This is a genomic window from Mycobacterium sp. NGS24, assembly GCF_059813065.1.
Genome location: NZ_JCALDW010000026.1, coordinates 47937 through 69515, shown reverse-complemented (window position 1 = coordinate 69515; position 21579 = coordinate 47937). Strand labels below are relative to the sequence as shown.

19 protein-coding genes and 3 pseudogenes are annotated in these 21579 nt (G+C 67.4%); 6 read left to right on the top strand and 16 right to left on the bottom strand.

Going from position 1 to position 21579, the window contains the following annotated elements:
• Positions 1-543 precede the first annotated feature (543 nt).
• The gene (locus tag AC5Y6Y_RS23820; protein WP_499927747.1) at positions 544-1974 is read right to left on the bottom strand and encodes a glycine--tRNA ligase; all 1431 of its coding nucleotides are present in this window, start codon (positions 1972-1974) and stop codon (positions 544-546) included.
• Positions 1975-2124: 150 nt separating this feature from the next.
• Here AC5Y6Y_RS23820 and AC5Y6Y_RS23815 point away from each other — a divergent pair, with 150 nt between their 5' ends.
• Together AC5Y6Y_RS23815 and AC5Y6Y_RS23810 are read left to right on the top strand one after the other, a co-directional pair.
• The gene (locus AC5Y6Y_RS23815; protein WP_463824940.1) at positions 2125-2529 is read left to right on the top strand and encodes an ArsR/SmtB family transcription factor; all 405 of its coding nucleotides are present in this window, start codon (positions 2125-2127) and stop codon (positions 2527-2529) included.
• Positions 2530-2599: 70 nt separating this feature from the next.
• Entirely contained in the window at positions 2600-2989 is a 390-nt protein-coding gene (locus AC5Y6Y_RS23810) for a Fur family transcriptional regulator (RefSeq protein ID WP_463824774.1), read from the top strand.
• A gap of 9 nt (positions 2990-2998) precedes the next feature.
• On the opposite strand, the gene AC5Y6Y_RS23805 is transcribed toward AC5Y6Y_RS23810, so the two are convergent.
• Genes AC5Y6Y_RS23805 through recO form a run of 3 tightly spaced genes read right to left on the bottom strand, consistent with a single transcriptional unit; the run spans position 2999 to position 5065 of the window.
• Complete coding sequence (locus AC5Y6Y_RS23805; protein ID WP_499930549.1) at positions 2999-3385, bottom strand: hypothetical protein; 387 nt, start codon at positions 3383-3385, stop codon at positions 2999-3001.
• On the bottom strand, positions 3385-4275 hold the full coding sequence (locus AC5Y6Y_RS23800) for a decaprenyl diphosphate synthase (protein WP_499930547.1): 891 nt from the start codon (positions 4273-4275) through the stop codon (positions 3385-3387). Before AC5Y6Y_RS23800 ends, AC5Y6Y_RS23805 begins: the two co-directional genes overlap by 1 nt.
• Positions 4268-5065, bottom strand: a complete 798-nt coding sequence (gene recO / locus AC5Y6Y_RS23795; RefSeq protein ID WP_463824777.1) for a DNA repair protein RecO — start codon at positions 5063-5065, stop codon at positions 4268-4270. Before recO ends, AC5Y6Y_RS23800 begins: the two co-directional genes overlap by 8 nt.
• A gap of 61 nt (positions 5066-5126) precedes the next feature.
• Here recO and AC5Y6Y_RS23790 point away from each other — a divergent pair, with 61 nt between their 5' ends.
• Positions 5127-6635, top strand: coding sequence for an amidase (locus AC5Y6Y_RS23790; protein ID WP_463824778.1), 1509 nt, complete (start codon positions 5127-5129; stop codon positions 6633-6635).
• Between the two features lie 46 nt (positions 6636-6681).
• Here AC5Y6Y_RS23790 and era read toward each other — a convergent pair whose 3' ends face one another.
• From era to AC5Y6Y_RS23755, 7 genes and pseudogenes are all read right to left on the bottom strand, one after another.
• Positions 6682-7587 carry a GTPase Era gene (gene era, locus AC5Y6Y_RS23785; RefSeq protein WP_463824779.1) on the bottom strand — a complete coding sequence of 302 codons (906 nt, stop codon included), beginning with the start codon at positions 7585-7587 and terminating at the stop codon, positions 6682-6684.
• Positions 7588-7611: 24 nt separating this feature from the next.
• Complete coding sequence (locus AC5Y6Y_RS23780; RefSeq protein WP_463824780.1) at positions 7612-8901, bottom strand: hemolysin family protein; 1290 nt, start codon at positions 8899-8901, stop codon at positions 7612-7614.
• Positions 8898-9431, bottom strand: a complete 534-nt coding sequence (ybeY, locus tag AC5Y6Y_RS23775) for an rRNA maturation RNase YbeY (protein ID WP_463824781.1) — start codon at positions 9429-9431, stop codon at positions 8898-8900. Before ybeY ends, AC5Y6Y_RS23780 begins: the two co-directional genes overlap by 4 nt.
• A gap of 18 nt (positions 9432-9449) precedes the next feature.
• Positions 9450-9788 (bottom strand): annotated as a pseudogene (locus tag AC5Y6Y_RS23770) (PhoH family protein); the annotation flags it as partial.
• Positions 9789-10052: 264 nt separating this feature from the next.
• Positions 10053-10322 (bottom strand): annotated as a pseudogene (locus AC5Y6Y_RS23765) (LAGLIDADG family homing endonuclease); the annotation flags it as partial.
• Positions 10323-10859: 537 nt separating this feature from the next.
• Positions 10860-11573: pseudogene (locus AC5Y6Y_RS23760) on the bottom strand (PhoH family protein); the annotation flags it as partial.
• A gap of 43 nt (positions 11574-11616) precedes the next feature.
• The gene (locus AC5Y6Y_RS23755) at positions 11617-12624 is read right to left on the bottom strand and encodes a TetR/AcrR family transcriptional regulator C-terminal domain-containing protein (RefSeq protein ID WP_499930544.1); all 1008 of its coding nucleotides are present in this window, start codon (positions 12622-12624) and stop codon (positions 11617-11619) included.
• Between the two features lie 62 nt (positions 12625-12686).
• Between AC5Y6Y_RS23755 and AC5Y6Y_RS23750 the strand changes: the two genes are divergently transcribed.
• Positions 12687-13232 (top strand): hypothetical protein, encoded by a 546-nt coding sequence (locus AC5Y6Y_RS23750; protein WP_499930542.1) that lies wholly within the window; start codon positions 12687-12689, stop codon positions 13230-13232.
• A gap of 4 nt (positions 13233-13236) precedes the next feature.
• Positions 13237-13851, top strand: a complete 615-nt coding sequence (locus AC5Y6Y_RS23745) for a maleylpyruvate isomerase family mycothiol-dependent enzyme (protein WP_499930540.1) — start codon at positions 13237-13239, stop codon at positions 13849-13851.
• 26 nt (positions 13852-13877) lie between these two features.
• Here AC5Y6Y_RS23745 and AC5Y6Y_RS23740 read toward each other — a convergent pair whose 3' ends face one another.
• Genes AC5Y6Y_RS23740 through hrcA form a run of 3 tightly spaced genes read right to left on the bottom strand, consistent with a single transcriptional unit; the run spans position 13878 to position 16905 of the window.
• Entirely contained in the window at positions 13878-14660 is a 783-nt protein-coding gene (locus AC5Y6Y_RS23740) for a 16S rRNA (uracil(1498)-N(3))-methyltransferase (RefSeq protein ID WP_499930538.1), read from the bottom strand.
• Positions 14661-14675: 15 nt separating this feature from the next.
• Positions 14676-15818, bottom strand: a complete 1143-nt coding sequence (gene dnaJ / locus AC5Y6Y_RS23735; protein ID WP_463824786.1) for a molecular chaperone DnaJ — start codon at positions 15816-15818, stop codon at positions 14676-14678.
• A 55-nt stretch (positions 15819-15873) separates the two neighbouring features.
• Positions 15874-16905: a heat-inducible transcriptional repressor HrcA gene (gene hrcA, locus AC5Y6Y_RS23730; RefSeq protein WP_463824787.1), complete on the bottom strand. Its 1032-nt coding sequence runs from the start codon at positions 16903-16905 to the stop codon at positions 15874-15876.
• A gap of 126 nt (positions 16906-17031) precedes the next feature.
• On the opposite strand from hrcA, the gene AC5Y6Y_RS23725 reads away from it, so the two are divergent.
• On the top strand, positions 17032-17337 hold the full coding sequence (locus tag AC5Y6Y_RS23725) for a type II toxin-antitoxin system VapB family antitoxin (RefSeq protein WP_499930536.1): 306 nt from the start codon (positions 17032-17034) through the stop codon (positions 17335-17337).
• A 71-nt stretch (positions 17338-17408) separates the two neighbouring features.
• On the opposite strand, the gene AC5Y6Y_RS23720 is transcribed toward AC5Y6Y_RS23725, so the two are convergent.
• Both AC5Y6Y_RS23720 and AC5Y6Y_RS23715 read right to left on the bottom strand, forming a co-directional pair.
• Positions 17409-17906 carry an MTB12 family secreted protein gene (locus AC5Y6Y_RS23720; RefSeq protein WP_499930534.1) on the bottom strand — a complete coding sequence of 166 codons (498 nt, stop codon included), beginning with the start codon at positions 17904-17906 and terminating at the stop codon, positions 17409-17411.
• Between the two features lie 182 nt (positions 17907-18088).
• A complete protein-coding gene (locus AC5Y6Y_RS23715; RefSeq protein ID WP_499930532.1) occupies positions 18089-21574 on the bottom strand; it encodes a non-ribosomal peptide synthetase in 3486 nt (1161 codons plus the stop codon).
• Between the last annotated feature and the right edge of the window lie 5 nt (positions 21575-21579).

The window sequence follows — 21579 nt, the reverse complement described above, 5'->3', positions numbered from 1 at the left end:
AACCCCAACCAAGCCAGCCGCGTCAGCGGCGCCTTCCCAGTGTGGCGTCCGTCACCCGAAACAGTCCACGGCCGAATCGTAAGCCCATTTCGACGAAAAGTCTCCGAGGTTCAGGCCAATCTCTGACGATTCTCCCGCTTTTCCGGGGCAACCCTGTGCGTGACCAGACAAGTGTCCAGTGGAGAGTCCAGAAATTGGACATTCCCACCCGAATCCGGTCGCGGAGATATCAAATAATGCTCAGAAATCGCGGCCCGATATTGACGGACGAAACTCTGGAACGTCCCGAAACACCGTCGTCGGAGGCAAGATCCGGGAACTGTTCGCCACCGGGACTCCCGTCCGGTTGCACGGACCGGAGGTTGGCAGGACCATCGCTGCCGGTGCTGCGGTAGGTACCACCGGCGGGCCGGATGGGGTCGCCGTTTCGGCAATTTCCGGAATTCGTTTTCCGGCTATCGGCATTGGCGCCCCCGGCGGGAAAGCTGCCACGGCAAGAATGGCGTGGGCGACCAATAAACGGGGGCCGCGAAAGCGACGGCATCAGCAGCCCTTGAGACGCACCGCGAGGTAGTCGCCGACGTTGCCGATGGCAACGCGCTCCTGCGTCATGGCGTCGCGCTCCCGCACCGTGACCGAGTCGTCCTCGAGCGAGTCGAAGTCGACCGTCACGCAGTAGGGCGTACCGATCTCGTCCTGGCGGCGATAACGCCGGCCGATCGCACCGGCGTCGTCGAAGTCGATGTTCCAGGATCTGCGCAACTCGGCGGCCAGGTCGCGCGCCTTCGGGCTGAGGTCTGCATGCCGGGACAACGGCAGCACCGCGGCCTTGACCGGCGCCAGCCGAGGGTCGAGTCGCAGCACCGTCCGCTTGTCCATGCCACCCTTGGCATTGGGCGCCTCGTCCTCGGTGTACGCGTCGATCAGGAACGCCATGAACGAACGGGTCAGACCGGCCGCAGGCTCGATGACGTAGGGGGTGTAGCGGGTGTCGCCGGCCTGATCGTAGAACGACAGGTCGGTGCCGGAATGCTTTGTGTGCGTTGACAAATCGAAGTCGGTCCGGTTGGCGACGCCTTCCAGCTCCCCCCACGGGTTGCCTTGGAAGCCGAATTTGTACTCGATGTCGACGGTGCGGTCGGAGTAATGCGACAGCTTTTCCTTGGGATGTTCGTAGAGCCGCAGGTTCTCCGGATCGATACCCAGATCGATGTACCACTCACGCCGGGTGTCGATCCAGTACTGATGCCACTCCTTGGCCGTCGAGGGCTCGACGAAGAACTCCATCTCCATCTGCTCGAACTCGCGGGTGCGGAAGATGAAGTTGCCGGGGGTGATCTCGTTGCGGAAGCTCTTCCCGATCTGCCCGATGCCGAACGGCGGCTTGCGGCGCGCGGTCGTTACCACGTTGGCGAAGTTGACGAAGATGCCTTGGGCGGTCTCTGGGCGCAGATAGTGCAGTCCCTCCTCGGTCTCGATGGGACCGAGATACGTCTTGAGCATCATGTTGAATTCGCGCGGTTCGGTCCATTGACCCTTGGTGCCGCAGTCCGGGCAGACAATCTCAGCCATCGGCACGGCCTCAGGATCGGGCAGACCCTTCTTCAGGGCGAAGGCCTCCTGCATATGGTCCTGCCGGTGCCGCTTATGACAGTTCAGGCACTCCACCAGCGGATCGTGGAAGACCTCGACGTGACCGGAGGCAACCCACACCTCGCGCGGCAGGATGATCGACGAGTCGAGTCCCACGACGTCGTCGCGGCCGGTGACCACCGCCCGCCACCACTGGCGTTTGACGTTCTCTTTGAGTTCGACGCCCAGCGGGCCGTAGTCCCACGCCGACCTGGTGCCCCCGTAGATTTCGCCGGCAGGGAACACGAAGCCACGGCGTTTGGCCAGGTTGACCACGCTGTCGATTACAGACGCCACGGGGCGTGTGCTCCCTTCGGAAGTGCTGGCCGGCGCAGGCGACATGACCGCCGCCCGTAAAACATCAGTCATGGTAGCGACCGTCGTGCCGGTCTTTGACATGCATCATCATGCATGTGACAGTGGAGAGCGGTCCGAATGCAAGGTACTTGGGCATGCTTGGTGGCTCGGCATGGCTGGTCAATCGATGAGGTGGTGACTCTTACGGTGACGTCGCCGTCGACTCCAACTGCCGCCGATGACGACCTGGTCGGGCCGCACGAGCACGGTGCTGACGGGTTCGGGGCACACCCCGTGTATCCGACGCCGCCGTCCCGCGAAATTCTGGATGCCGCCGGGGAATTGCTGCGCGCGCTGGCCGCCCCGGTGCGGATCGCGATCGTGCTGCAGTTGCGCGAATCCCAGCGCTGCGTGCACGAGTTGGTCGACGCGCTGGGCGTGCCTCAGCCGTTGGTGAGCCAGCACCTGAAGATCCTCAAGGCGGCCGGGGTGGTCGCCGGGGAGCGGTCGGGTCGCGAAGTGCTCTACCGGCTCGCCGACCACCACCTGGCGCACATCGTGCTCGACGCAGTCGACCACGCCGGCGAGGACCTCGCATGACCGGCACCCGCGCCGACACGGGTGCAGGGGCATCTCCCGCTCGCGGGGGACGGAGCGAAGGAGTGGCGCCGTGACTGAGGTGAGTGTCCGTTCCACCCGGCAGCGGGCGGCCATCTCGTCGCTGCTGGAGACGCTGGACGAGTTCCGGTCGGCCCAGGAACTGCACGACGAATTGCGCCGCCGCGGGGAGAACATCGGGCTGACCACCGTCTACCGCACGCTGCAGTCGATGGCCACCGCAGGCATGGTCGACACGCTGCGAACCGACACCGGTGAATCGGTCTATCGCCGGTGCTCGGATCATCATCACCACCATCTGGTGTGCCGCAGCTGCGGCTCCACCATCGAGGTGGGCGACCACGAAGTCGAGACCTGGGCGGCCGAAGTAGCCGCCAAATACGGCTACTCCGATGTCAGCCACACCATCGAGATCTTCGGCACCTGCTCGGACTGCCGCTGACCGATGCGGTCAGCCGGTCAGCTCACCGCGAATCCGCGCCCCGCTGTCCAGCACCAACAAGATCAGCGTGCGCAGCGCGTCATCCGTCAGGCCGGCGCCGGGGAAGTTGTAGCGCAGCATCACATCGGCGGTCTTGCCCTTCTGCAACAGCGTCACCGACCCGAAGTTCAAATCCCTTGCCTGCCTGGTCACCTGGTCGCTGAGCTTTCGGGACAGCGGCACATCCCAGGCCAATATCTGGGTCAGCGCCACCATGTCGAGGTCTTCGACGATGTTCACCGACCGCAACGAAGCGAAAGTGCCCCCATGCCGGACGGTCAGCGCACCGTCGGCTTCCTCCTCGACGGTCAGCACATCGCTCAGAATCGAGGCGAGGCGTTGCTGCAGCGACGGCATCAGGCGCTCCCGAACCGTCGATTGCGGGAGGCGTATTCCTCGCACGCGGCCCACAGATCGCGGCGGTCATAGTCGGGCCACAGCTTGTCCTGGAAGATGAACTCAGCGTAGGCCGCCTGCCACAGCATGAAGTTGCTGGATCGCTGCTCCCCAGAGGTGCGTAGGAACAGGTCCACGTCCGGGATGTCGGGACGCTGCAGGTGACGGGCAATCGTGGACTCGCTGATGCGGTCTGGGTTGAGGCGGCCGGCCGCGACCTGTTCGGCGATGCGGCGGGTGGCTTCGGCGATCTCGGCGCGGCCACCGTAGTTGACGCAGTAGTTGATGGTGATGACGTCGTTGTTCTTCGTGACTTCCTCGGCGATCGCCAGTTCGTTGATGACGCTGCGCCACAGGCGTGGTCGGGAACCCACCCAGCGGATCCGGACCCCCATCTCGTTGAGGATTTCGCGACGGCGCCGTACCACGTCGCGGTTGAAGCCCATCAGAAAGCGCACTTCTTCGGGCGACCGCTTCCAGTTCTCCGTGGAGAAGGCGTAGAGGCTCAGCCATTTGATCCCGAGTTCGACTGCGCCGCAAGCGATGTCGATGACCACCGCCTCGCCCATCTTGTGACCCTCGGTGCGGCTCAGGCCGCGCTGAGTGGCCCAGCGGCCGTTGCCGTCCATCACGATGGCGACATGATTGGGCAACTGGGCGGCCGGGATTCGGGGCGCGACCGCCTTGGACGTGTGCTGCGGCGGGCGTCGCGGCCCCCCGTCGGGTGACGGTGGCAGCTGCGGGAAGACGACGGGCCACGTCGAGGTGTCGGGAAAGGTCGGATAGTCCTCGGGCGCCGGGGGCAGTTGGGGGAAGTCCGCCGACGTCAGCTTCCGCTCGGCCTTAGCCACACTCGCTATCCTGCCCGATCAGCGCGGCGCGGCGGTCGGCCAGGGTGTGGTCGGCCCGGTAGTCCCGCTCCACCAGCGGCAGCGTTTTGAGTTGTCGCTCCAGATGCCACTGCAGGTGGGCGGCGACCAGCCCGCTGACGTAGCTGCGGTGCGCTTGCGACGACCGCTCAGCGCTGGCCCAGTCACCGTCGTGCAGCGCCGACATCAGGTCCACCACGCCCAGCGGCGGCGTGGTCGCCCCGGCCGGACGGCAGTGCGCGCAGACGCTGCCCCCAGCGGCGATGTGGAACGCCCGATGCGGACCGGGTGTGGCACAGCGGGCACATTCGGTCAGCGCCGGCGCCCACCCGGCGGTGGCCATGGCACGCAACAGATAGGCGTCCAGCAGCAGCTCACGGGCCCGGCGACCGTCGGCTACCGCCCGCAGCGCGCTGACCGTGAGCCGGTGCAGAGCCGGTGCGGGGGCGCGTTCCTCCCCGGCCAGGCGTTCGGCGGTCTCCAATATCGCGCACCCGCAGGTGTAGCGGCCATAGTCGCTGACGATGTCGGTGGCGAACGCGTCCACGGAAACGACCTGGGTGACGATGTCGAGGTTGCGGCCCGGATACAGCTGCGCGTCGATGTGCGCGAACGGCTCCAATCGAGCACCGAATTTGCTGCGGGTGCGACGCACCCCTTTGGCGACCGCTCGGACCAACCCGTGATCACGGGTCAGCAAGGTGACGATTCGGTCGGCTTCGCCGAGCTTATGCTGACGCAGCACAACAGCCCGGTCTCGATACAGCCGCATCGCACTAGTTTTGCACCCCGCCGCGACATTGCGGGGATCCGCGCCGATAGTCTCGTACCCCGTGGTCGGCGCTTCTCAGTCCGGTTCCGGGGCCTCTTCCGGCTCCGGCTACCAGCGTTTGCCCACGTTGACCGACCTGTTGTATCAGCTGGCCACCCGTAAAGTCACCGCCGCCGAGCTGGCTCGGCGATCCCTGCACGCCATCGATGTGAGCCAGTCCACATTGAACGCTTTCCGGGTGGTGCTCACCGAGTCGGCGCTGGCCGACGCCGCCGCGGCCGACCGCCGCCGCGCCGCCGGCGACACCGCGCCGCTGCTGGGCATCCCGATTGCGGTCAAGGACGACGTCGACGTTGCTGGCGTGCCGACCGCATTCGGCACCGACGGATACGTCCGGCCCGCCACCCAGGACAGTGAGGTCGTTCGCCGCCTCAAGGCAGCCGGCGCTGTGATCGTCGGCAAGACCAACACGTGCGAACTGGGCCAGTGGCCGTTCACCAGCGGTCCCGGGTTCGGGCACACCCGCAACCCCTGGTCGCGCCGGCACACTCCGGGCGGCTCGTCGGGGGGCAGCGCGGCTGCTGTGGCGGCCGGCCTGGTGACCGCGGCCATCGGTTCCGACGGCGCCGGCAGTGTGCGTATCCCGGCCGCCTGGACCCATCTGGTGGGCATCAAACCCCAGCGTGGCCGTATCTCCACCTGGCCGGAACCCGAATCGTTCAACGGCCTCACGGTGCACGGCGTGCTGGCCCGCACCGTGGCCGACGCGGCGCTGGTGCTGGATGCGGCCTCCGGCAACGTCGAAGGTGACCTGCACAAACCTCCCCCGCTGACAGCGTCCGACTATGTGAGCATCGCGCCCGGTCCGTTGAAGATCGCCCTGTCCACCGGGTTCCCGTACACCTTCTTCCGGACCAAGCTGCATCCTGAGATCCTGGCCGCCACCCAGCAGGTGGGCGAACAACTGGAATTGCTGGGCCACAAGGTGGTCAACGGCAACCCCGACTATGGACTGCGGCTGTCCTGGGACTTTCTGGCCAGGTCCACCTCTGCGCTCTGGGCCTGGCAGGAGCGGATAGGCGACGGCGTCGACTGGGACCCCCGCACGCTGGCCAACATGCGCACCGGCCACATGCTTTCGCAAGCGACGCTGCGCAGCGCGCGCCGGCACGAGGCGGCCGACCAGCGCCGGGTGCGGTCGATCTTCAACATCGTCGACGTGGTGCTGGCGCCGACCACCGCTCAGCCGCCGCCGCAGGCGCGGGCCTTCGACCGGATGAGCGCCGTAGCCACCGACCGCGCCATCATCGCGGCGTGCCCGTACACCTGGCCGTGGAACGTGCTGGGCTGGCCGTCGATCAACGTGCCGGCCGGTTTCACCTCCGACGGGCTGCCGATCGGCGTGCAGCTGATGGGCCCGGCCAACAGCGAAGGCATGCTGATCTCGCTGGCCGCCGAACTGGAAGCCGTCAGCGGCTGGGCGGCCAAGCAGCCGGAGGTGTGGTGGAACACCGGCAACAACGTGCCGCCCATGCACAGCGTCCGGCAGCCGCCGTCGCGAAGGCGCTAGCGGCGGTCGCGGCAGGTGTCGCGGTAGGGCATCGCATGGTGGCGACTCAGAAGCCAAGGCGCCCAAGCTGTTTGGGATCGCGTTGCCAGTTCTTGGCCACCTTGACCCGCAAGTCGAGATACACCTTGGTGCCGAGCAGCTTCTCGATCTGAGTGCGTGCGGCGCTGCCCACCTCGCGAAGACGCGCGCCGCCCTTGCCGATCACGATGCCTTTCTGGCTGTCCCGCTCGACATACAGCACGGCGTACACATCGATCAGGTCGTCGCGCCCCTCGCGCGGCTCGACCTCGTCGATCACCACGGCCAGCGAATGCGGCAGCTCGTCGCGCACCCCTTCCAGGGCGGCCTCGCGGATCAGCTCGGCCATCAGCACCTCTTCGGGTTCGTCGGTCAGCTCGCCGTCAGGGTAGTAAGCCGGACCGGGCGGCAACGCCGCGGCCAGCACCTCGATCAACACGTCCACCTGCGCACCGGAAACGGCTGAGACCGGGACGATTTCGGCCGCTGTCGGAACGAGTTCGCTGACCGCCACCAGCTGGGCGGCCACCCGGTCTTTCGGCACCTTGTCGATCTTGGTGACGATGGCCACCAGCGTGGTCTTCGGGGCGACCGACGCGATCTGTTCGACGATCCAGCGGTCCCCCGGACCGATCGGTTCGTCGGCCGGGATGCACAGCCCGATGATGTCGACCTCGGTGTAGGTGTCGCGGACCAGGTCGTTGAGGCGCTTACCCAGCAGGGTGCGCGGCCGGTGCAGACCCGGGGTGTCCACAAGCACGATCTGGAAGTTCTCCCGGTGCACGATCCCGCGAATGGTGTGTCGGGTGGTCTGCGGACGCATCGAGGTGATCGCCACTTTCGCACCGACGAGCGCGTTGGTCAGAGTCGACTTGCCGGTGTTGGGGCGTCCCACCAAACACACGAAGCCGGAACGGAATTCGTCGCTGGTCACAGCGTCCCCAACTCGTCGAGGAGCTCACTCATCGTCGTCCTCTTCCGTCTCGACCGGACTGAGCAGGACGGTGCCGATCCGGACCCGGCCCCGGTGGTCACGGCCGCCTTCGGCGTGCAGCAGCAGGCCGTGCGAAACCACTTCGGCACCCGGCAGCGGCACCCGGCCCAATTCCAGTGCCAGCAGGCCGCCCACCGTGTCCACGTCGAGATCGTCGTCGAACTCGACACCGTACAACTCGCCCACGTCCTCGATCGGCAACCGGGCGGACACCCGGAAGCGGTTGTCCCCCAGCTCTTCCACCGGCGCGGTCTCGGCTTCGTCGTACTCGTCGGCGATCTCCCCGACGATCTCCTCCAGGACGTCCTCGATGCTCACCAGTCCTGCGATGGCGCCGTATTCGTCGACCAGCAGCGCCATGTGGTTGCGGTCGCGCTGCATTTCACGCAACAGCGCGTCCAGCGGTTTGGAGTCCGGCACGAAAACCGCCGGGCGCATCACCTGCGCCACCGACGACTCGCGACTGGCGTCGCCGGCGAACCACCGTTGCCGCACCAGATCTTTCAGATACACCACCCCGAGGATGTCGTCGACGTTCTCGCCGATCACCGGGATGCGGGAATGTCCGCTGCGCACCGCCAGCGCGATCGCCTGTCCGGCGGACTTGTCGCCCTCGATCCACACCATCTCGGTCCGTGGCACCATCACCTCGCGCGCCGGAGTGTCGCCGAGTTCGAAAACCGACTCGATCATCCGGCGCTCGTCGGCGGCCACCACGCCGCGCTGCTGAGCCAGGTCGACGACTTCGCGCAATTCGATTTCGGATGCGAACGGCCCGTTGCGGAAACCGCGGCCGGGGGTGAGTGCGTTGCCCAGCAACACCAGCAACCGGCTGACCGGCATCAGCAACCACGACATCACTTGCAGCGGAAGCGCGGTCGCCAGCGCAATCGAGTAGGCGTGCTGGCGGCCGAGGGTGCGCGGACCGACACCGATGGCGACGAAACTGGTGACGACCATCAGGGCCGCCGCGTAGTACAGTCCCCAGTGGTGGCTCACGTGATCCCGGAAAGTGACCACCAATAGCGCTGTCGCGGTGATCTCGCACACGATGCGCAGCAACACCACCAAGTTGATGTAGCGGGGCCGATCGGCCACGACCTTCTGCAACGCCTGGGCGCCGGGCCGCTCGTCGCGCACCAGCTCCTGGACGCGGGCCAGGGACACCGTGCTGACGGCGGCGTCGAGCATCGCAAAGAGTCCGCCCAGACCGATCAACACGATCGCACCGAGCACTTGCGACAGGCCGGTCAATTCTCGAAATACCTTGACTTGTCCAATAACCGGCGGTCGCGTTCTTCCTGCCGATTGAGTTGATACGCCTCGACCTGTTCGGCCACCCATTCCTCGAGCAGCCGGTCCTGCAGCGCGAACATCTCGCGTTCCTCGGCGGGTTCGCCGTGGTCGTAGCCGAGCAGGTGCAGCACGCCGTGAATGGTGAGCAGCGCCAGTTCGTGTCCGAGACTGTGGCCCGCAGCGGCCGCCTGCTTGGCTGCGAATTCCGGGCACAACACGATGTCACCGAGCATGGCCGGTCCCGGGTCGGGCGCGTCGGGCCGTCCACCCGGTTCGAGCTCGTCCATCGGGAAGCTCATCACGTCGGTTGGCCCGGGCAGATCCATCCAGCGCATGTGCAGGTCGGCCATGGCCGCGGTGTCCAGCAGCACCATGGACAGTTCGGCGGCCGGGTGGACGTCCATCTGCGCGATGACGAACCGCGCGACGCTGACCAGCTCGACTTCCGAGACGTCGATGCCGGACTCGTTGGAGACTTCGATGCTCATATGACGTTCACGCACTCATCATCGACGATTGCGACCGTCGGATGCCCGCCGAGCCGCCCGGTTCATGCCGTTTCCAGGCTCCTCGTACCGCGCGTAGGCGTCGACGATTTCCCCGACGAGCCGATGGCGGACCACATCCTGGCTGGTCAACTCGGCGATGTGGATGTCGTCGATGTCGTCGAGGATGTCGACCGCCGCCCGCAGGCCTGATCGCGCGCCGCCGGGCAGGTCGACCTGGGTGACGTCACCGGTGACCACGACCTTGGACCCGAAGCCGAGCCGGGTGAGGAACATCTTCATCTGCTCGGCGGTGGTGTTCTGCGCCTCGTCGAGGACGATGAACGCGTCGTTCAACGTGTTATGGGTGAGCAGGAAATCCTCGGTCACGTACAACGAGTCCGCCGCCGCGACCTGGATGCACACTGCTTCTTCAGTTCCGGCTGGCTCGATGCTGTCCACGAATCGCATCGGATGACCGCCGCTGTCGGCTTCGTACTTGACCGCTTTCCGAGTCGACCGGAACGGAACGAGGCCGGCAGGCAGACGAATGCTCACAGTGTTGGCGTCCGATCGGTAATAGACCGCTCGGCCTCCAGCGAGTCCTGGTTTCCGTCCCCCGGCAGGCCGGGTGCGCTGGTAAACGACACCGCCGAGTGACTGAACAAGGAAGGTCACGTCATCGCGCAACCGGTCGGAGACCGTCGTCATCTGAATACGACACCTGCGGCCCTGCTGACTGACGAGACCTCCGTCACTGTCGAGCAAACCCTGCAGGACCGCCAGCCGTACATCAGGCGAGTTGAGCAGGTAATCCTTCGGAATGAACTTGGTATCCGATGTCGTGCCCGCCAGGTTGAGCTGGCGCAGTGCAACCGTGACCGGGTTCGGCATCGACCCGCGGGGACGACCGGCGCGGTTGAGCACGTACTCCAATTCTGACGTTTGCCGCATCTCGATGCCGGGAATCAGCCGGGCCAACGCTGCGGCCAGTTCGGGATCGGCGGTCGAAAAGGTTGGTGTCGTCGCACATGTGATGCACCCGTCGCCCAGCAGCAAGCCCAGCGCGTACGGATCGAGCGGGACTGGCCGCGGCGCAAAGCTGACCGGCGCACTCAGTAGCGGCAGTTCGTAGCGGTGGTAGTGCGCCGCCCGCAGGTTGCCGATCATCTCTTTGGTCTGCAGCACACGAGCGGGCTTGCCCCGACGCCGATCAGATCGCGTGTAGACCGACCAGAGGTGATCCCCGGACGCCAATGTCGACGAGCCGTCCTGGGTCGAGACGCGATAGATTTCCTTGAAACCTTGCGGATAGACCCCTAATACCTTCGTCGGGTGGCCGTCCGAGCCGATGACGAAGTCTCCGACTTCAAGGTCGCCGATCAGCCGGAACCCTTCCGGCGTAAGGACTTTCGTGGACAACGGCTGCGCCCTACCACGCATGTACGCCAGCGGCGCCACTTCGATCACCCCGGCCGACATCAGCTTCGGGATCAGCTCGGAATCCATCATGTCGTAGAGCGCGTCGTACAGCGGCCGCAGATAGGGGTCGATCTTCTCGCTGAGCGTGCCGGGCAGAAAGCCAAGGCGCTCACCGGCTTCCACCGCCGGGCGGGTCAGGATGATCCGGGTCACCTGCTTGGTCTGCAACGCGTGCACGGCCTTAGCCATGGCCAGATACGTCTTGCCGGTGCCGGCCGGGCCGATCCCGAACACGATGGTGTGGTTGTCGATCGCGTCCACGTAGTGCTTCTGGTTGAGCGTCTTGGGCCGGATCGTCTTGCCGCGCCGCGACAGGATGTCCAACGTGAGGACCTCGGCCGGCGATTCGTTGCCGGTGCCGACGAGCATGGCGACGCTGCGACGCACCACTTCCGGTGTCAGCGACTGGCCGCGACCGGCAATGGCCACCAACTCGGCAACCGCGCGTTCGGCGAGCGCCACGTCGGCGGGCTCGCCGGAGATGCTGACGGTATTGCCGCGCACATGCAGCCCCGCACTGAGGTCGCGCTCGAGAGCACGCAGATTCTCGTCGGCCGAGCCGAGCAGGCCCACGACGAGGTCGGGCGGAACGTCGATGCTGCTGCGCACTTGAGAGTTGGGCTGACGAGCAGCCTCAGCAGCGCGGGTCTCGCGGGGCGTCACGTGGTCTCTGCTACCTGATTTCTGGCCTGTCGGACGGGGCACCTCAGTCTAGCGAAGCCGCACTGCCGCTTCCCAATGATTCAACGCCCGCGAGCAAGATCTGCAGACCACGTTCGAAGTCCTGTGCCGCCGTCGATTTGCGGCTGACCTGCGCCAGAGCGGCGATGTGCGGATGCTGGACGCCGGCGAGCGCGCCCATCCGCGCCGCCACGTCACCCTGTTCGCGGTCCCGCCCGGCGCCGGCCAGCGGTCCGGCCAGCTCCGCCTGCGCGGTGCCCATTACCAGTCCGAGCACGGCCCGGAAGCCGGCCAACAGGTCGACGTCGGTGAGCCCGGCGCGCGCGAGGGCGCCGATCAGCCGATCCGCCGCCAGATAGCTCGAGGCCGACACGGTGCGCCGGGTCAGCACCAGCGGGACGGCGTTGGGGTGTCGACGCACCGTCTCCCACATCGCGATCGCGATCGCGCGCACATCCGCACTCCAATCCTCGGTGGGCGCCGGGATGACGATTTCCGCGATGACCGCCTCGGCGACCAGCTCCTCGAGTTCACCCCGGTCCTTGACGTAGTTATAGAGCGTCATCGGGCCGGTGCCCAGGGACCCGGCCAACGACCGCATGCTCAGCCCGCCCAGTCCGTCGCGGTCGACGATGTCCAGCGCGGCCCTGGCGATCTCGGAGACGGTGAAGCGCGCCCGCACGAACTTCTCCTTCCGGTTGACACGTACAACGTACGCATAGTACAACACGTACACCGTACTTATCAGGAGGGGCTCATGACCACCCGCACCGCATTCGTTTCGCACGGCACTCATTGCGCCGCCTGGCTCACCCGACCGGACGGCGCCGGACCGCACCCCTGCGTGGTCCTTGCGCACGGCCTGGGCGCCAACCACACCATGGCGCTGGCCCGCTACGAACGGCACTTCGCCGCCGCCGGCCTGGCCACCCTGGCTTTCGACTACCGCAACCTCGGCGACTCCGAGGGCACCCCGCGGCAGCGACTCAGCCTGCGCCGCCATCGCCAGGACATCGTGGCCGCGGTGCGGCACGTGCGCGCACTGCCGAGGTCGACGCCACCCGCGTCGCCCTGTGGGGCACCAGCTTGGGCGCCATGCATGTGCTGCGGGTCGCCGCGGCAGACACCGGGCTGGCCGCCGTGGTGGTGCAGTGCCCCATCGTCGACGGGCCCGCCGTCCTCGCCAGGTTGGGTCCGTCGGCGGTGCTGCGGATCGGGCCGGCCATTGTCGCCGATGCCGGCCGCGCGGCCCTGCGACGGCGCCGCCACTACGTCCCGATCGTCGGGCAGCCGGGCACCCTGGCAGCGGTCACCGTGGCGGGCGCCGCAGACGGGTGGGACTCGACAGTGGATCCGGGCGGCACCTTCGACAACCGCATCGCCGCCTGCAACGTGGTCGAGATCGCCGTCACCAGCGCCAAGCGAGCGGCCCGCCGGATCGCCGCACCATTGCTGGTGTGCGTGTCGGACCGGGAGACGCTGATGGATCCGCGCCACGCCGAAGACGTGGCCCGGCAGGCACCGCGCGGAGTCGCACGCCACTACGACGGCGACCATTTCCAGATCTACCACCCGCCGCTGCTGGCCGACCTGCTCGCCGACCAGACCGAATTCCTGCGGGAGCACCTCCGTGTTGCGTAACCTGTTGCATACCAACGATATTCGTTTCGTCCAGTTCGCCAAGAGCCGGACGGACGCGGACTGGGCCCAGCCCAGCCTGTGCGCCGAATGGACCAACCACGAGGTGCTGGCTCACCTCGTCATCGGCTACGGATCGTCGCCGGTCACCGTGGCCGTGGCCATGGCTGCCCACCGCGGCTCGTTCGACCGCGCCAACACCGCGCTGGCCGTTGACTGTGCGCAGCGGCGCAGCCCCGTCGAACTCGTCGACGATTTCGCAGCCCTGACCGAGCGGCCCCGTGGCCTCGGCCGCCTCTTTCCGCGCCGACTCCTGTTGGGCGATCACGTGATTCACGAGCTCGACATCGCTTTCGCACTCGGCCGGCAACCAGAGGTGGCACCGGAATGCTTGGTCGCAGTGCTCGACACCCAGGTGCGAGTGCCCAATCCGTTCGTGCCGGCCGCCGCGCGGGCACGCGGCCTGAATCTGCATGCCACCGACACAGATTGGACGCACGGGAGCGGCGAACTGCGGGTCAGTGGTGGGGCCGCGCAACTCGCCTCGGTGCTGGCCGGACGCCCGTGGGCGCTCGATCAGCTCAGCGGCGACGGCGTCGGCGAGCTACGCGTCCGCATCTGAGCGTCCACTGTGGATCCTGCGACGGGTCATCGGCGTGTCCCGTCGTCAACTTCACAGTCGGCCGGCGAATCCCAGCGCGGGGTGAGCACGCCCAGCGCGCCCAACGCCACGGCCGCCGCGGTGGAGGTGCGCAGCACGGTCGGGCCGAGCCGCACACTGATCGCCCCGGCGCCGGTCAGCGCCTGGATCTCGTCGGGCGTGATGCCACCCTCCGGGCCGATCACGAGTAGCACCGAATCAGCTTGCGCCACAACAACATCAGCAAGACGATCGGTCGCCGACTCGTGCAACACGAGCACCAGGGTGCCGGCGGCTCGATCGCGCACTCTCGCGACCAGCGCCTTGGTGGACAACACCCCCTCGACCTGCGGGATGTATGCCCGACGGGACTGACGGGCCGCCGCACGCGTCACCGCGCGCCACCGCCGCAACCCCTTCTCCACCCGCGCCCCCTCCCAGGAGGCGACACACCGCGCCGACTGCCAGGCCAGAAAAGCATCGGCACCGGCTTCGGTGGCCAGTTCGACGGCCAACTCGGAGCGCTCGGATTTGGGCAGCGCCTGCACCACCGTCACCGCCGGCGCCGCGGCGGCGGCGGTCCAGCGCTGCAGCACCCGGGCCCGCAACCCGTCGCGTCCGGCGTGTTCCACCACGCTGTGGGCCAGCCCGCCGCAACCGTCGCCGAGCACCAACTCCTCGCCGGGGCGGATCCGTCGCACGGTGGCGGCGTGGAAGCCCTCGTCACCGTCCACGACCACCAGCGAACCGGCGTCGGGCAGCGCGTCGACGTAGAACAGCGTGGCCACCATATGAGCCCCGGAAAGCTAGCGGCCGGTGAACGTCTCGCGCAGCCTGCTGAACAGGCCGCCACCACCGGCGTGCGCCGAGCGAACCTCTGCGACGTCCCGGTTGCGGCGGCTCTTCAACTCACGCAGCAATTCGGTGTCATGGTGGTCCAGGCGGGTGGGTACCACCACCTCGACGTGCACGTGCAGATCCCCGCGGGCGCCGGATCGCAACTGCGGCATCCCTTTGCCGCGCAGCGTGATGGTGGACCCCGGCTGGGTGCCCGGCGGGATCACGATCTCGCTGGGGCCGTCCAGAATGGCATCCAGCGTCACCGTGGCGCCGAGGGCGGCGTCGACCATCGGCACCGAGACCGAGCAGTGCAGGTCGTCGCCCTCCCGGGCGAAGATGTCGTGAGCCTGCTCGTGGACCTCGACGTACAGGTCGCCGGCCGGCCCACCGCCCGGGCCCACCTCGCCCTGCGCGGCGAGCCGCACCCGCATCCCCTCGGCGACGCCGGCCGGGATCTTGACGGTGATGTCGCGCCGGGCGCGCACCCGGCCGTCGCCCATGCACTGGTAGCACGGATCGGGGATGACGACGCCCACGCCGCGGCAGGTGGGGCACGGCCGCGAGGTCAACATCTGGCCCAGCAGCGAGCGCTGCACGCTCTGCACCTCCCCGCGACCAGCGCAGGTGTCGCAGGGAACCGGCGCCGAATCGCCGTTGGTGCCCTTGCCCTGGCAGCGGTCACACAACACCGCGGTGTCGACGGCGACCTGCTTGGTGACGCCGTTCGCGCACTCCTCGAGATCAAGGCGCATCCGCAACAGCGAGTCCGAACCGGGCCGTACCCGGCCGACCGGTCCGCGGGAGCCGCCACCGCTGAAACCTCCGCCGAAGAACGCCTCGAAGACATCGCCCAGCCCACCGAAGCCGCCGAAGCCGTTACCGGCACCGGCGCTTTCCAGCGGGTCACCGCCCAGGTCGACGATCCGGCGCTTCTCCGGGTCGCTCAGCACCTCGTAGGCGGCACTGATCTCCTGGAATTTCGCTTGCGCCGCCTGGTCTGGGTTGACGTCGGGGTGCAGCTCGCGCGCCAGCTTTCGATAGGCGCGTTTGATCTCGGCGTCGTTGGCGCCTTTGTTCACGCCGAGCAACCCGTAGTAATCGCGTGCCACGATCAGCCCTTTCTAGGCCCCCTCGCGGGGGCGGTTCACAAACTCCGGAGCCGGGTCAACGAGCACCCAGCACTTCGCCGATATACATGGCAACCGCTGCGACACTCGCCATGGTTCCCGGATAGTCCATCCGGGTGGGACCCAACACGCCCATGCCGCCGTAGACGGTGTCGTGGCTGCCGTAGACGGTGGACACCATCGAGGTGCCGGCTATCTGCTCGGCTTCGGTCTCGTGGCCGATGCGCACCGTGACCTTGCCCGCTTCCTGCTGCGCGGCCAGCAGCCGCAGCACCACCACCTGTTCCTCGAGGGCTTCCAGGATGGGCCGCAGCGAACCGCCGAAATCCGCCGCGTTACGGGTCAAATTGGCGGTGCCGCCCAACAACAGGCGCTCCTCGGTGTGCTCGACGAGCGATTCCAGCAACACCGTCGCCGAGCGGCCGACCGCATCGCCCAGTCCGTCGCCGCCGTGCAGCCGGCCGGCGAGGTCGGCCACCGCCACCGAGGCCGCGGACAGCCGCTTGCCGATCAACGCCTGGCCCAGCATCTCGCGCAGCTGGGTGAGCTGGTGGTCGTCGATGACATCACCGAGTTCGACGATGCGCTGGTCCACCCGGCCGGAGTCGGTGATGACCACCATCAGCAGCCGGGCCGGGGTCAGCGCAATCACTTCCAGGTGGCGCACGGTCGACGTGGACAGCGTCGGATACTGCACCACGGCCACCTGCCGGGTCAGCTGAGCCAGCAGGCGCACCGCCCGCCGCAGCACGTCGTCGAGGTCGACACCGGATTCCAGGAAAGCCTGGATGGCGCGGCGTTCGGCCGAGGACAGCGGCTTGACGTCGTCGAGGCGATCGACGAATTCGCGGTAGCCCTTTTCCGTGGGCACCCGCCCGGAACTGGTGTGCGGCTGGGTGATGTACCCCTCGGCCTCGAGCACCGCCATGTCGTTGCGGACGGTGGCACTGGAGACGCCCAGATTGTGCCGTTCCACCAGAGACTTCGAGCCGATCGGTTCGTGGGTGGCGACGAAGTCGGCAACGATGGCGTGCAACACCTGAAAGCGACGTTCGTCCGCGCTGGCCATTGACTCTTCACCTCCTGGGTACCTGAAACAGGCTTCATTTTACGGTCTCAGCTGCAGCGCACCCGACAACCGGGCGATCCGTGGCCAACGCCTCATCGGCGCGGTGCGGCGACTAGCCTTTGGCGGGTGATCTTCAAAGGCGTGCGCGAGGGCAAGCCCTACCCCGAACACGGGTTGACCTACCGGGACTGGTCCCAGATCCCACCGCAGCAGATCCGCCTCGACGAGTTGGTCACCACGACCAGGGTCCTGGAGCTGGACCGCCTGCTCTCGGAGGACTCCACCTTCTACGGCGATCTGTTTCCGCACGCGGTCAAGTGGCGGGGCGTCATCTACCTGGAAGACGGCCTGCACCGAGCGGTGCGGGCGGCGCTGCGGAACCGCACCGTCCTGCATGCCCGGGTCTATGACATGGACATGGCTTCGCCGTAGCCGGGCCGAGCAGACGCAAAAGCACCCTTTTCACGTGGGAAAAGGGTGCTTTTGCGTCTGCTCGCGCCCGATCAGCGTGAGGCGGCCTTGAGCAGTTCCATCGCCGAGCTGCGCGCCAGCACCCAACCGCCCTGGTTGACGAACGTGACGCTCTGGGTGACCGGCGGGGAGAGCTTGGGACCGGAGACCGAGACGTCAGCAGTCGCTGATCCGCCGGGGGCGGGCGCGATGTTGGCAATGCTGAACGACAGGGGCAGCTGTCCGTTCTTTTCGGCCTTCTTCAGCTGGTGGTCGGCGAGGTGCGCCTCAGTCCCGCCGATTCCGCCTTCGACCAGGTTGCTCTTGTTGGTGAAGGACACGCTCGGGTCGGCAAGGCTGGTGAGGATGCCGGTGAGCTGCGCTGCGGTCGGGACCGCGGCGGTGGGCGCCGGGTCCTGCGGCAGCGGCGCACCGAAGGCGGCGGGCTGAACCTGGTAGCCGGGCTGCGCCGTGACCGAGGTGACACCGGCTGCGGCGCCGATGGTCGCCACCGCCGCCGCTCCGACGACGATGGATGTGATGAACTGCATGGAGGTCCCCCTGTTCGCACCCGGTCGGGTGTGGTCAATGTGACTGTTGTTTCGCTTGTGAGTCAAGTTGCGTTACATCACGCTAGCGCGCAACGGTCCGGCGAGGCTGTGGCTGAGCTGTGTAACCGGCATGAGTAGCTGTGTAGCCACTGCGCTGCGCCGGAAACTGTGGCAACGCCCACTCAGCCTTCGGCAAGCACCTCTTCGTCGGACAACGCCGCGACGTCGAGGTAGTGCCGCGCGATGACGCTCAACCGACCCGGTGTGCCGCGCTGCGCCTCCCGCTGCTGCAGCCGGTCGGCCAGCCCGGCGACGCTGCGGGTGGCGAACAGGTCGGAGACCACTGCGTGATCCACGTCGAGCCATTCGCGGATGCGGGCGACGACTGTGGTGGCCAGCACCGAGTCACCCCCCTGCGCGAAGAAATCGTCGTGCACCCCGACCGACTCGACGCCGAGTACCTCGGCGAAGATCTCGACGAGGGCGGCATCCAGATCGGTGCGCGGCTCGCTGGCGGGAATGCCCGAGGCCGCGACCGGTTCGAGTAGTGCCAGCACCGCGCGCCGGTCCAATTTGCCGTTGGAGGTCAACGGAATTCGATCCAGGTAGACGACCCGGGTAGGCACCATGTAACCGGGCAGCAGGTCGGCGACCGCCGCACTGACGGCGTCGGTGTCAACCGGGTCGCCGGAGACCGCGGCGACGAGCTTGGGCGCGTTGGCCCCGACGACGGTTGCGACGGCGTGGCGCACGCCGGGCACCGTGCGAAGCGCGCTCTCGACCTCGCCGAGTTCGACTCGGTACCCGCGGATCTGCACCTGATGGTCGGCCCGGCCGAGGAACTCGATGGTGCCGTCCGGCCAGTACCGGGCCATGTCCCCCGTCTTGTACCAACGCAGACCGTCGTGCTCGACGAAACGCTGCGCGGTGCGCTCGGCGTCGTTGCGATAGCCGGCGGCGACGTTGGCGCCACCCACCCAGAATTCACCGGGCACCCAGTCCAGGCAGTCGCGACCCGACGGCGACACCACCCGGCAGCGCACGTTGCGCAGCGGCACACCGAACGGCACCGTGGTCCAGTGCGCCGGCGGTTCGCCCACCACTTCGCAGATGGTGTTGTGGATGGCGGTCTCCGTGGCTCCGCCCAGGCCGGAGAAACGGCAGCCCGGCACCTGCTTGGCCAACCTGCGCGCCAGGTCGGCTCCCACCCAGTCTCCGCCGAGGGTGACCGCCCGCAACGAGTCACCCAGCCGGTCGCCGCCGAGCTCCAGAATCATGTCGAGCATGCTCGGCACACAATTGAGGATCGAAACCCGGTGCCGGCGCAGCAATTCCACCCAGATGGTGGCCGCGGCCTTCTCCTGCGCGTCGACGGCTACCAGCGAACCGCCCACCGAGAACATGCCGAAGATGTCGTACACGGAGGCGTCGAACTCGAGTGCGGACAGCGCCAGCACCCGGTCGGCGCTGCCGACATCGAACCATTCGTTGACCGCGTCGATGGTGTTCATCGCCGCGCTGTGCGGGACGTCGACCCCCTTCGGCATTCCCGTCGAGCCGGAGGTGAAGATCACGTACGCGATTGCGGCGGTATCCGGAAATACCGGTTCCGGCAACGGTTTTGGAAACCGGCGTGCGGCAGCCATGGACAGACAGGTGATGCCCGGTCCGATATCGGTCCCGTCGGCGGTGAGCGCCGCCACGATATCGGCGGTCTGCAGGATCTTCGCACGGCGCACGTCCGGTTGATCGGATCCGATCGGCACATAGGTGGCTCCGGCGGCCAACACCCCGAGCACGGCGGGAATTTGATCGCGGCCCTTGGGCAACTGGACCGCAACGGTGTCACCCGGTCGGACGCCCTGCGCCCGGAGCGCCCCGGCCACCGAAAGCGCCTGCTGCGCGAGGTCACCGTAGGTCCAGCCGCCGGTTGACCCGTGCACCCCCCACACCACCGCTTGGGTGTCCGGTTCGGCCGCGGCGTGGTCGAAGAAACCCTGGTGCAGGCACCGGCCGCTGACCGGTCCGTCAGTCGCGTTGATCGCGGCGCGCACCGTCGCCTGCGTGCTGGGCAACCGCACCGCCGCTTCGGCGTCCCAGGCCGCTTCGCACTGGGCGAGGCGTTGCACCGTTTTGGTGAACCTGGTGAACATGGCGTCGATCAGGCCCGGTGGAAATGCCGATTGCCGGACATCCCAGTTGATCAGCAGTCCGCCTCGCAACTCGGTGATCTGGGCGTCGAGCAGCACCTGGGGACCTTGCGAGATGATCCATTCCGGCTCACCGAAAGTCTCGATCACCGTGTCCGCGAACAGTTCGCCGAGATCCAGCGCGCTGGTGAAGACCACGGGTGCCAGCACCGGCTCACCACGGTGCCGGCCCAGGTCTCTGAGCACCTCGAGGCCCGAATACGCCGAGTGCGCGCCACTTTCGTACATGCGGCGCTGAAGGTCGCGGGCCCGCTCGGCCACCGACACGTTATCGCTGACGTCGACCTCCAGCATGATCGACGAGGTGAAGTCGCCCACCACGCGGTCGATGTCGGGATGCACCGACTCACGTTGGAACAGTGGCACATTGAGCAGGAATCTATCCTGGGCGGACCAGCCGCCGATGGTGTCCGCGAAGACCGCCGCCAACACATTGGCCGGGGTGACCCCGCGCGCGTGGGCACCGGCCACCAAACGGGCCTTGGCTTCCGGCGCGAGCCAGTGGTCGTAACGGACAGTGCGTTGCGACGCAACGCGATCCGCCACCGCGACCGTGGGCAGTTCCGGTGCGCCCGGCAGCTCGGGCAGTCGCTGTTGCCACCATTGCCGATCCCGGTCCCGCGCCGCGGTGTCCGTCTGCCGCTCGGTGCGGTATCGCCGATAGGTGTAACCCGGGGCGGACGGCGTTGCGCCCTGGTACAACTCGGCCAGATCCGAGATCAGGATCCGGTAGCTCATCGCGTCGCCGGCGAGCATGTCGATGTCGAGGTGCAATCGGCTGCGGTCGCCGTCACGCAGGCTCAGCGTGACGTCGAGGACCTGGCCTTCCTCGATGGACAGCCGCTGGTGCGTGTTGCGCTCGCGTAGTTGCTCCAGCGCGGCTCGGCTGCTGCCGGGATCGTGTCCGCGAAGGTCGACCACGGTAAAGACCGGTTTGCCCGGCTTCGGCATGGTCTGCTGCGTCCCGTCCGGCAGGAACCGGGTACGCAGCATCGGGTGCGCCGCAACCAGATCGGCCACCGCCCGCTCGAGTCGTTGCGGATCTACTGCGGGGCCGTCGAATTCGACGTAGAGGTGGGCCGCGACCCCGCCGAGCTCCTGCTCGTCGGACCGGCCGATCCAGTACGCATGCTGCATGGGCGCCAACGGGAACGGCTCGTCCACTGCGACGGTCTCGTCAACAGGTTCGGCGGTTGGGGCCGGCGTCGTTGCAGCGTGACCCGCGCTGAGCAGACCGTGCCAGGAATTGACGGTAGGGGCTGCCGCCAGCTCGGCGAAGGTGATGGCAGCACCGCGTTTACGCCAGCCCCCGGCCAGCGCCATCATGCGAATCGAATTCAGTCCCAACTGGATGAGGTCGTCGTGATCTGCCACATCGGCTGTCGGGCAGCCGAGTTGGGCCGCGATCACAGCCTTGATCTCGTCCCTGCTGATCCATTCGTCGCCGGGCGGCGGCATCTGCC

What these genes read in the sequence shown, in the direction of transcription:
- AC5Y6Y_RS23820 (WP_499927747.1), bottom strand. Translation starts at nt 1,974, where the DNA reads ATGTCGCCTGCGCCGGCCAGCACTTCCGAAGGGAGCACACGCCCCGTG.
- AC5Y6Y_RS23805 (WP_499930549.1), bottom strand. Translation starts at nt 3,385, where the DNA reads ATGCCGTCGCTGCAGCAACGCCTCGCCTCGATTCTGAGCGATGTGCTG.
- recO (WP_463824777.1), bottom strand. Translation starts at nt 5,065, where the DNA reads ATGCGGCTGTATCGAGACCGGGCTGTTGTGCTGCGTCAGCATAAGCTC.
- ybeY (WP_463824781.1), bottom strand. Translation starts at nt 9,431, where the DNA reads ATGAGCATCGAAGTCTCCAACGAGTCCGGCATCGACGTCTCGGAAGTC.
- AC5Y6Y_RS23750 (WP_499930542.1), top strand. Translation starts at nt 12,687, where the DNA reads ATGCATGTGCTGCGGGTCGCCGCGGCAGACACCGGGCTGGCCGCCGTG.
- AC5Y6Y_RS23740 (WP_499930538.1), bottom strand. Translation starts at nt 14,660, where the DNA reads ATGGTGGCCACGCTGTTCTACGTCGACGCGCTGCCCGACGCCGGTTCG.
- hrcA (WP_463824787.1), bottom strand. Translation starts at nt 16,905, where the DNA reads ATGGCCAGCGCGGACGAACGTCGCTTTCAGGTGTTGCACGCCATCGTT.
- AC5Y6Y_RS23720 (WP_499930534.1), bottom strand. Translation starts at nt 17,906, where the DNA reads ATGCAGTTCATCACATCCATCGTCGTCGGAGCGGCGGCGGTGGCGACC.
- AC5Y6Y_RS23715 (WP_499930532.1), bottom strand. Translation starts at nt 21,574, where the DNA reads ATGCCGCCGCCCGGCGACGAATGGATCAGCAGGGACGAGATCAAGGCT.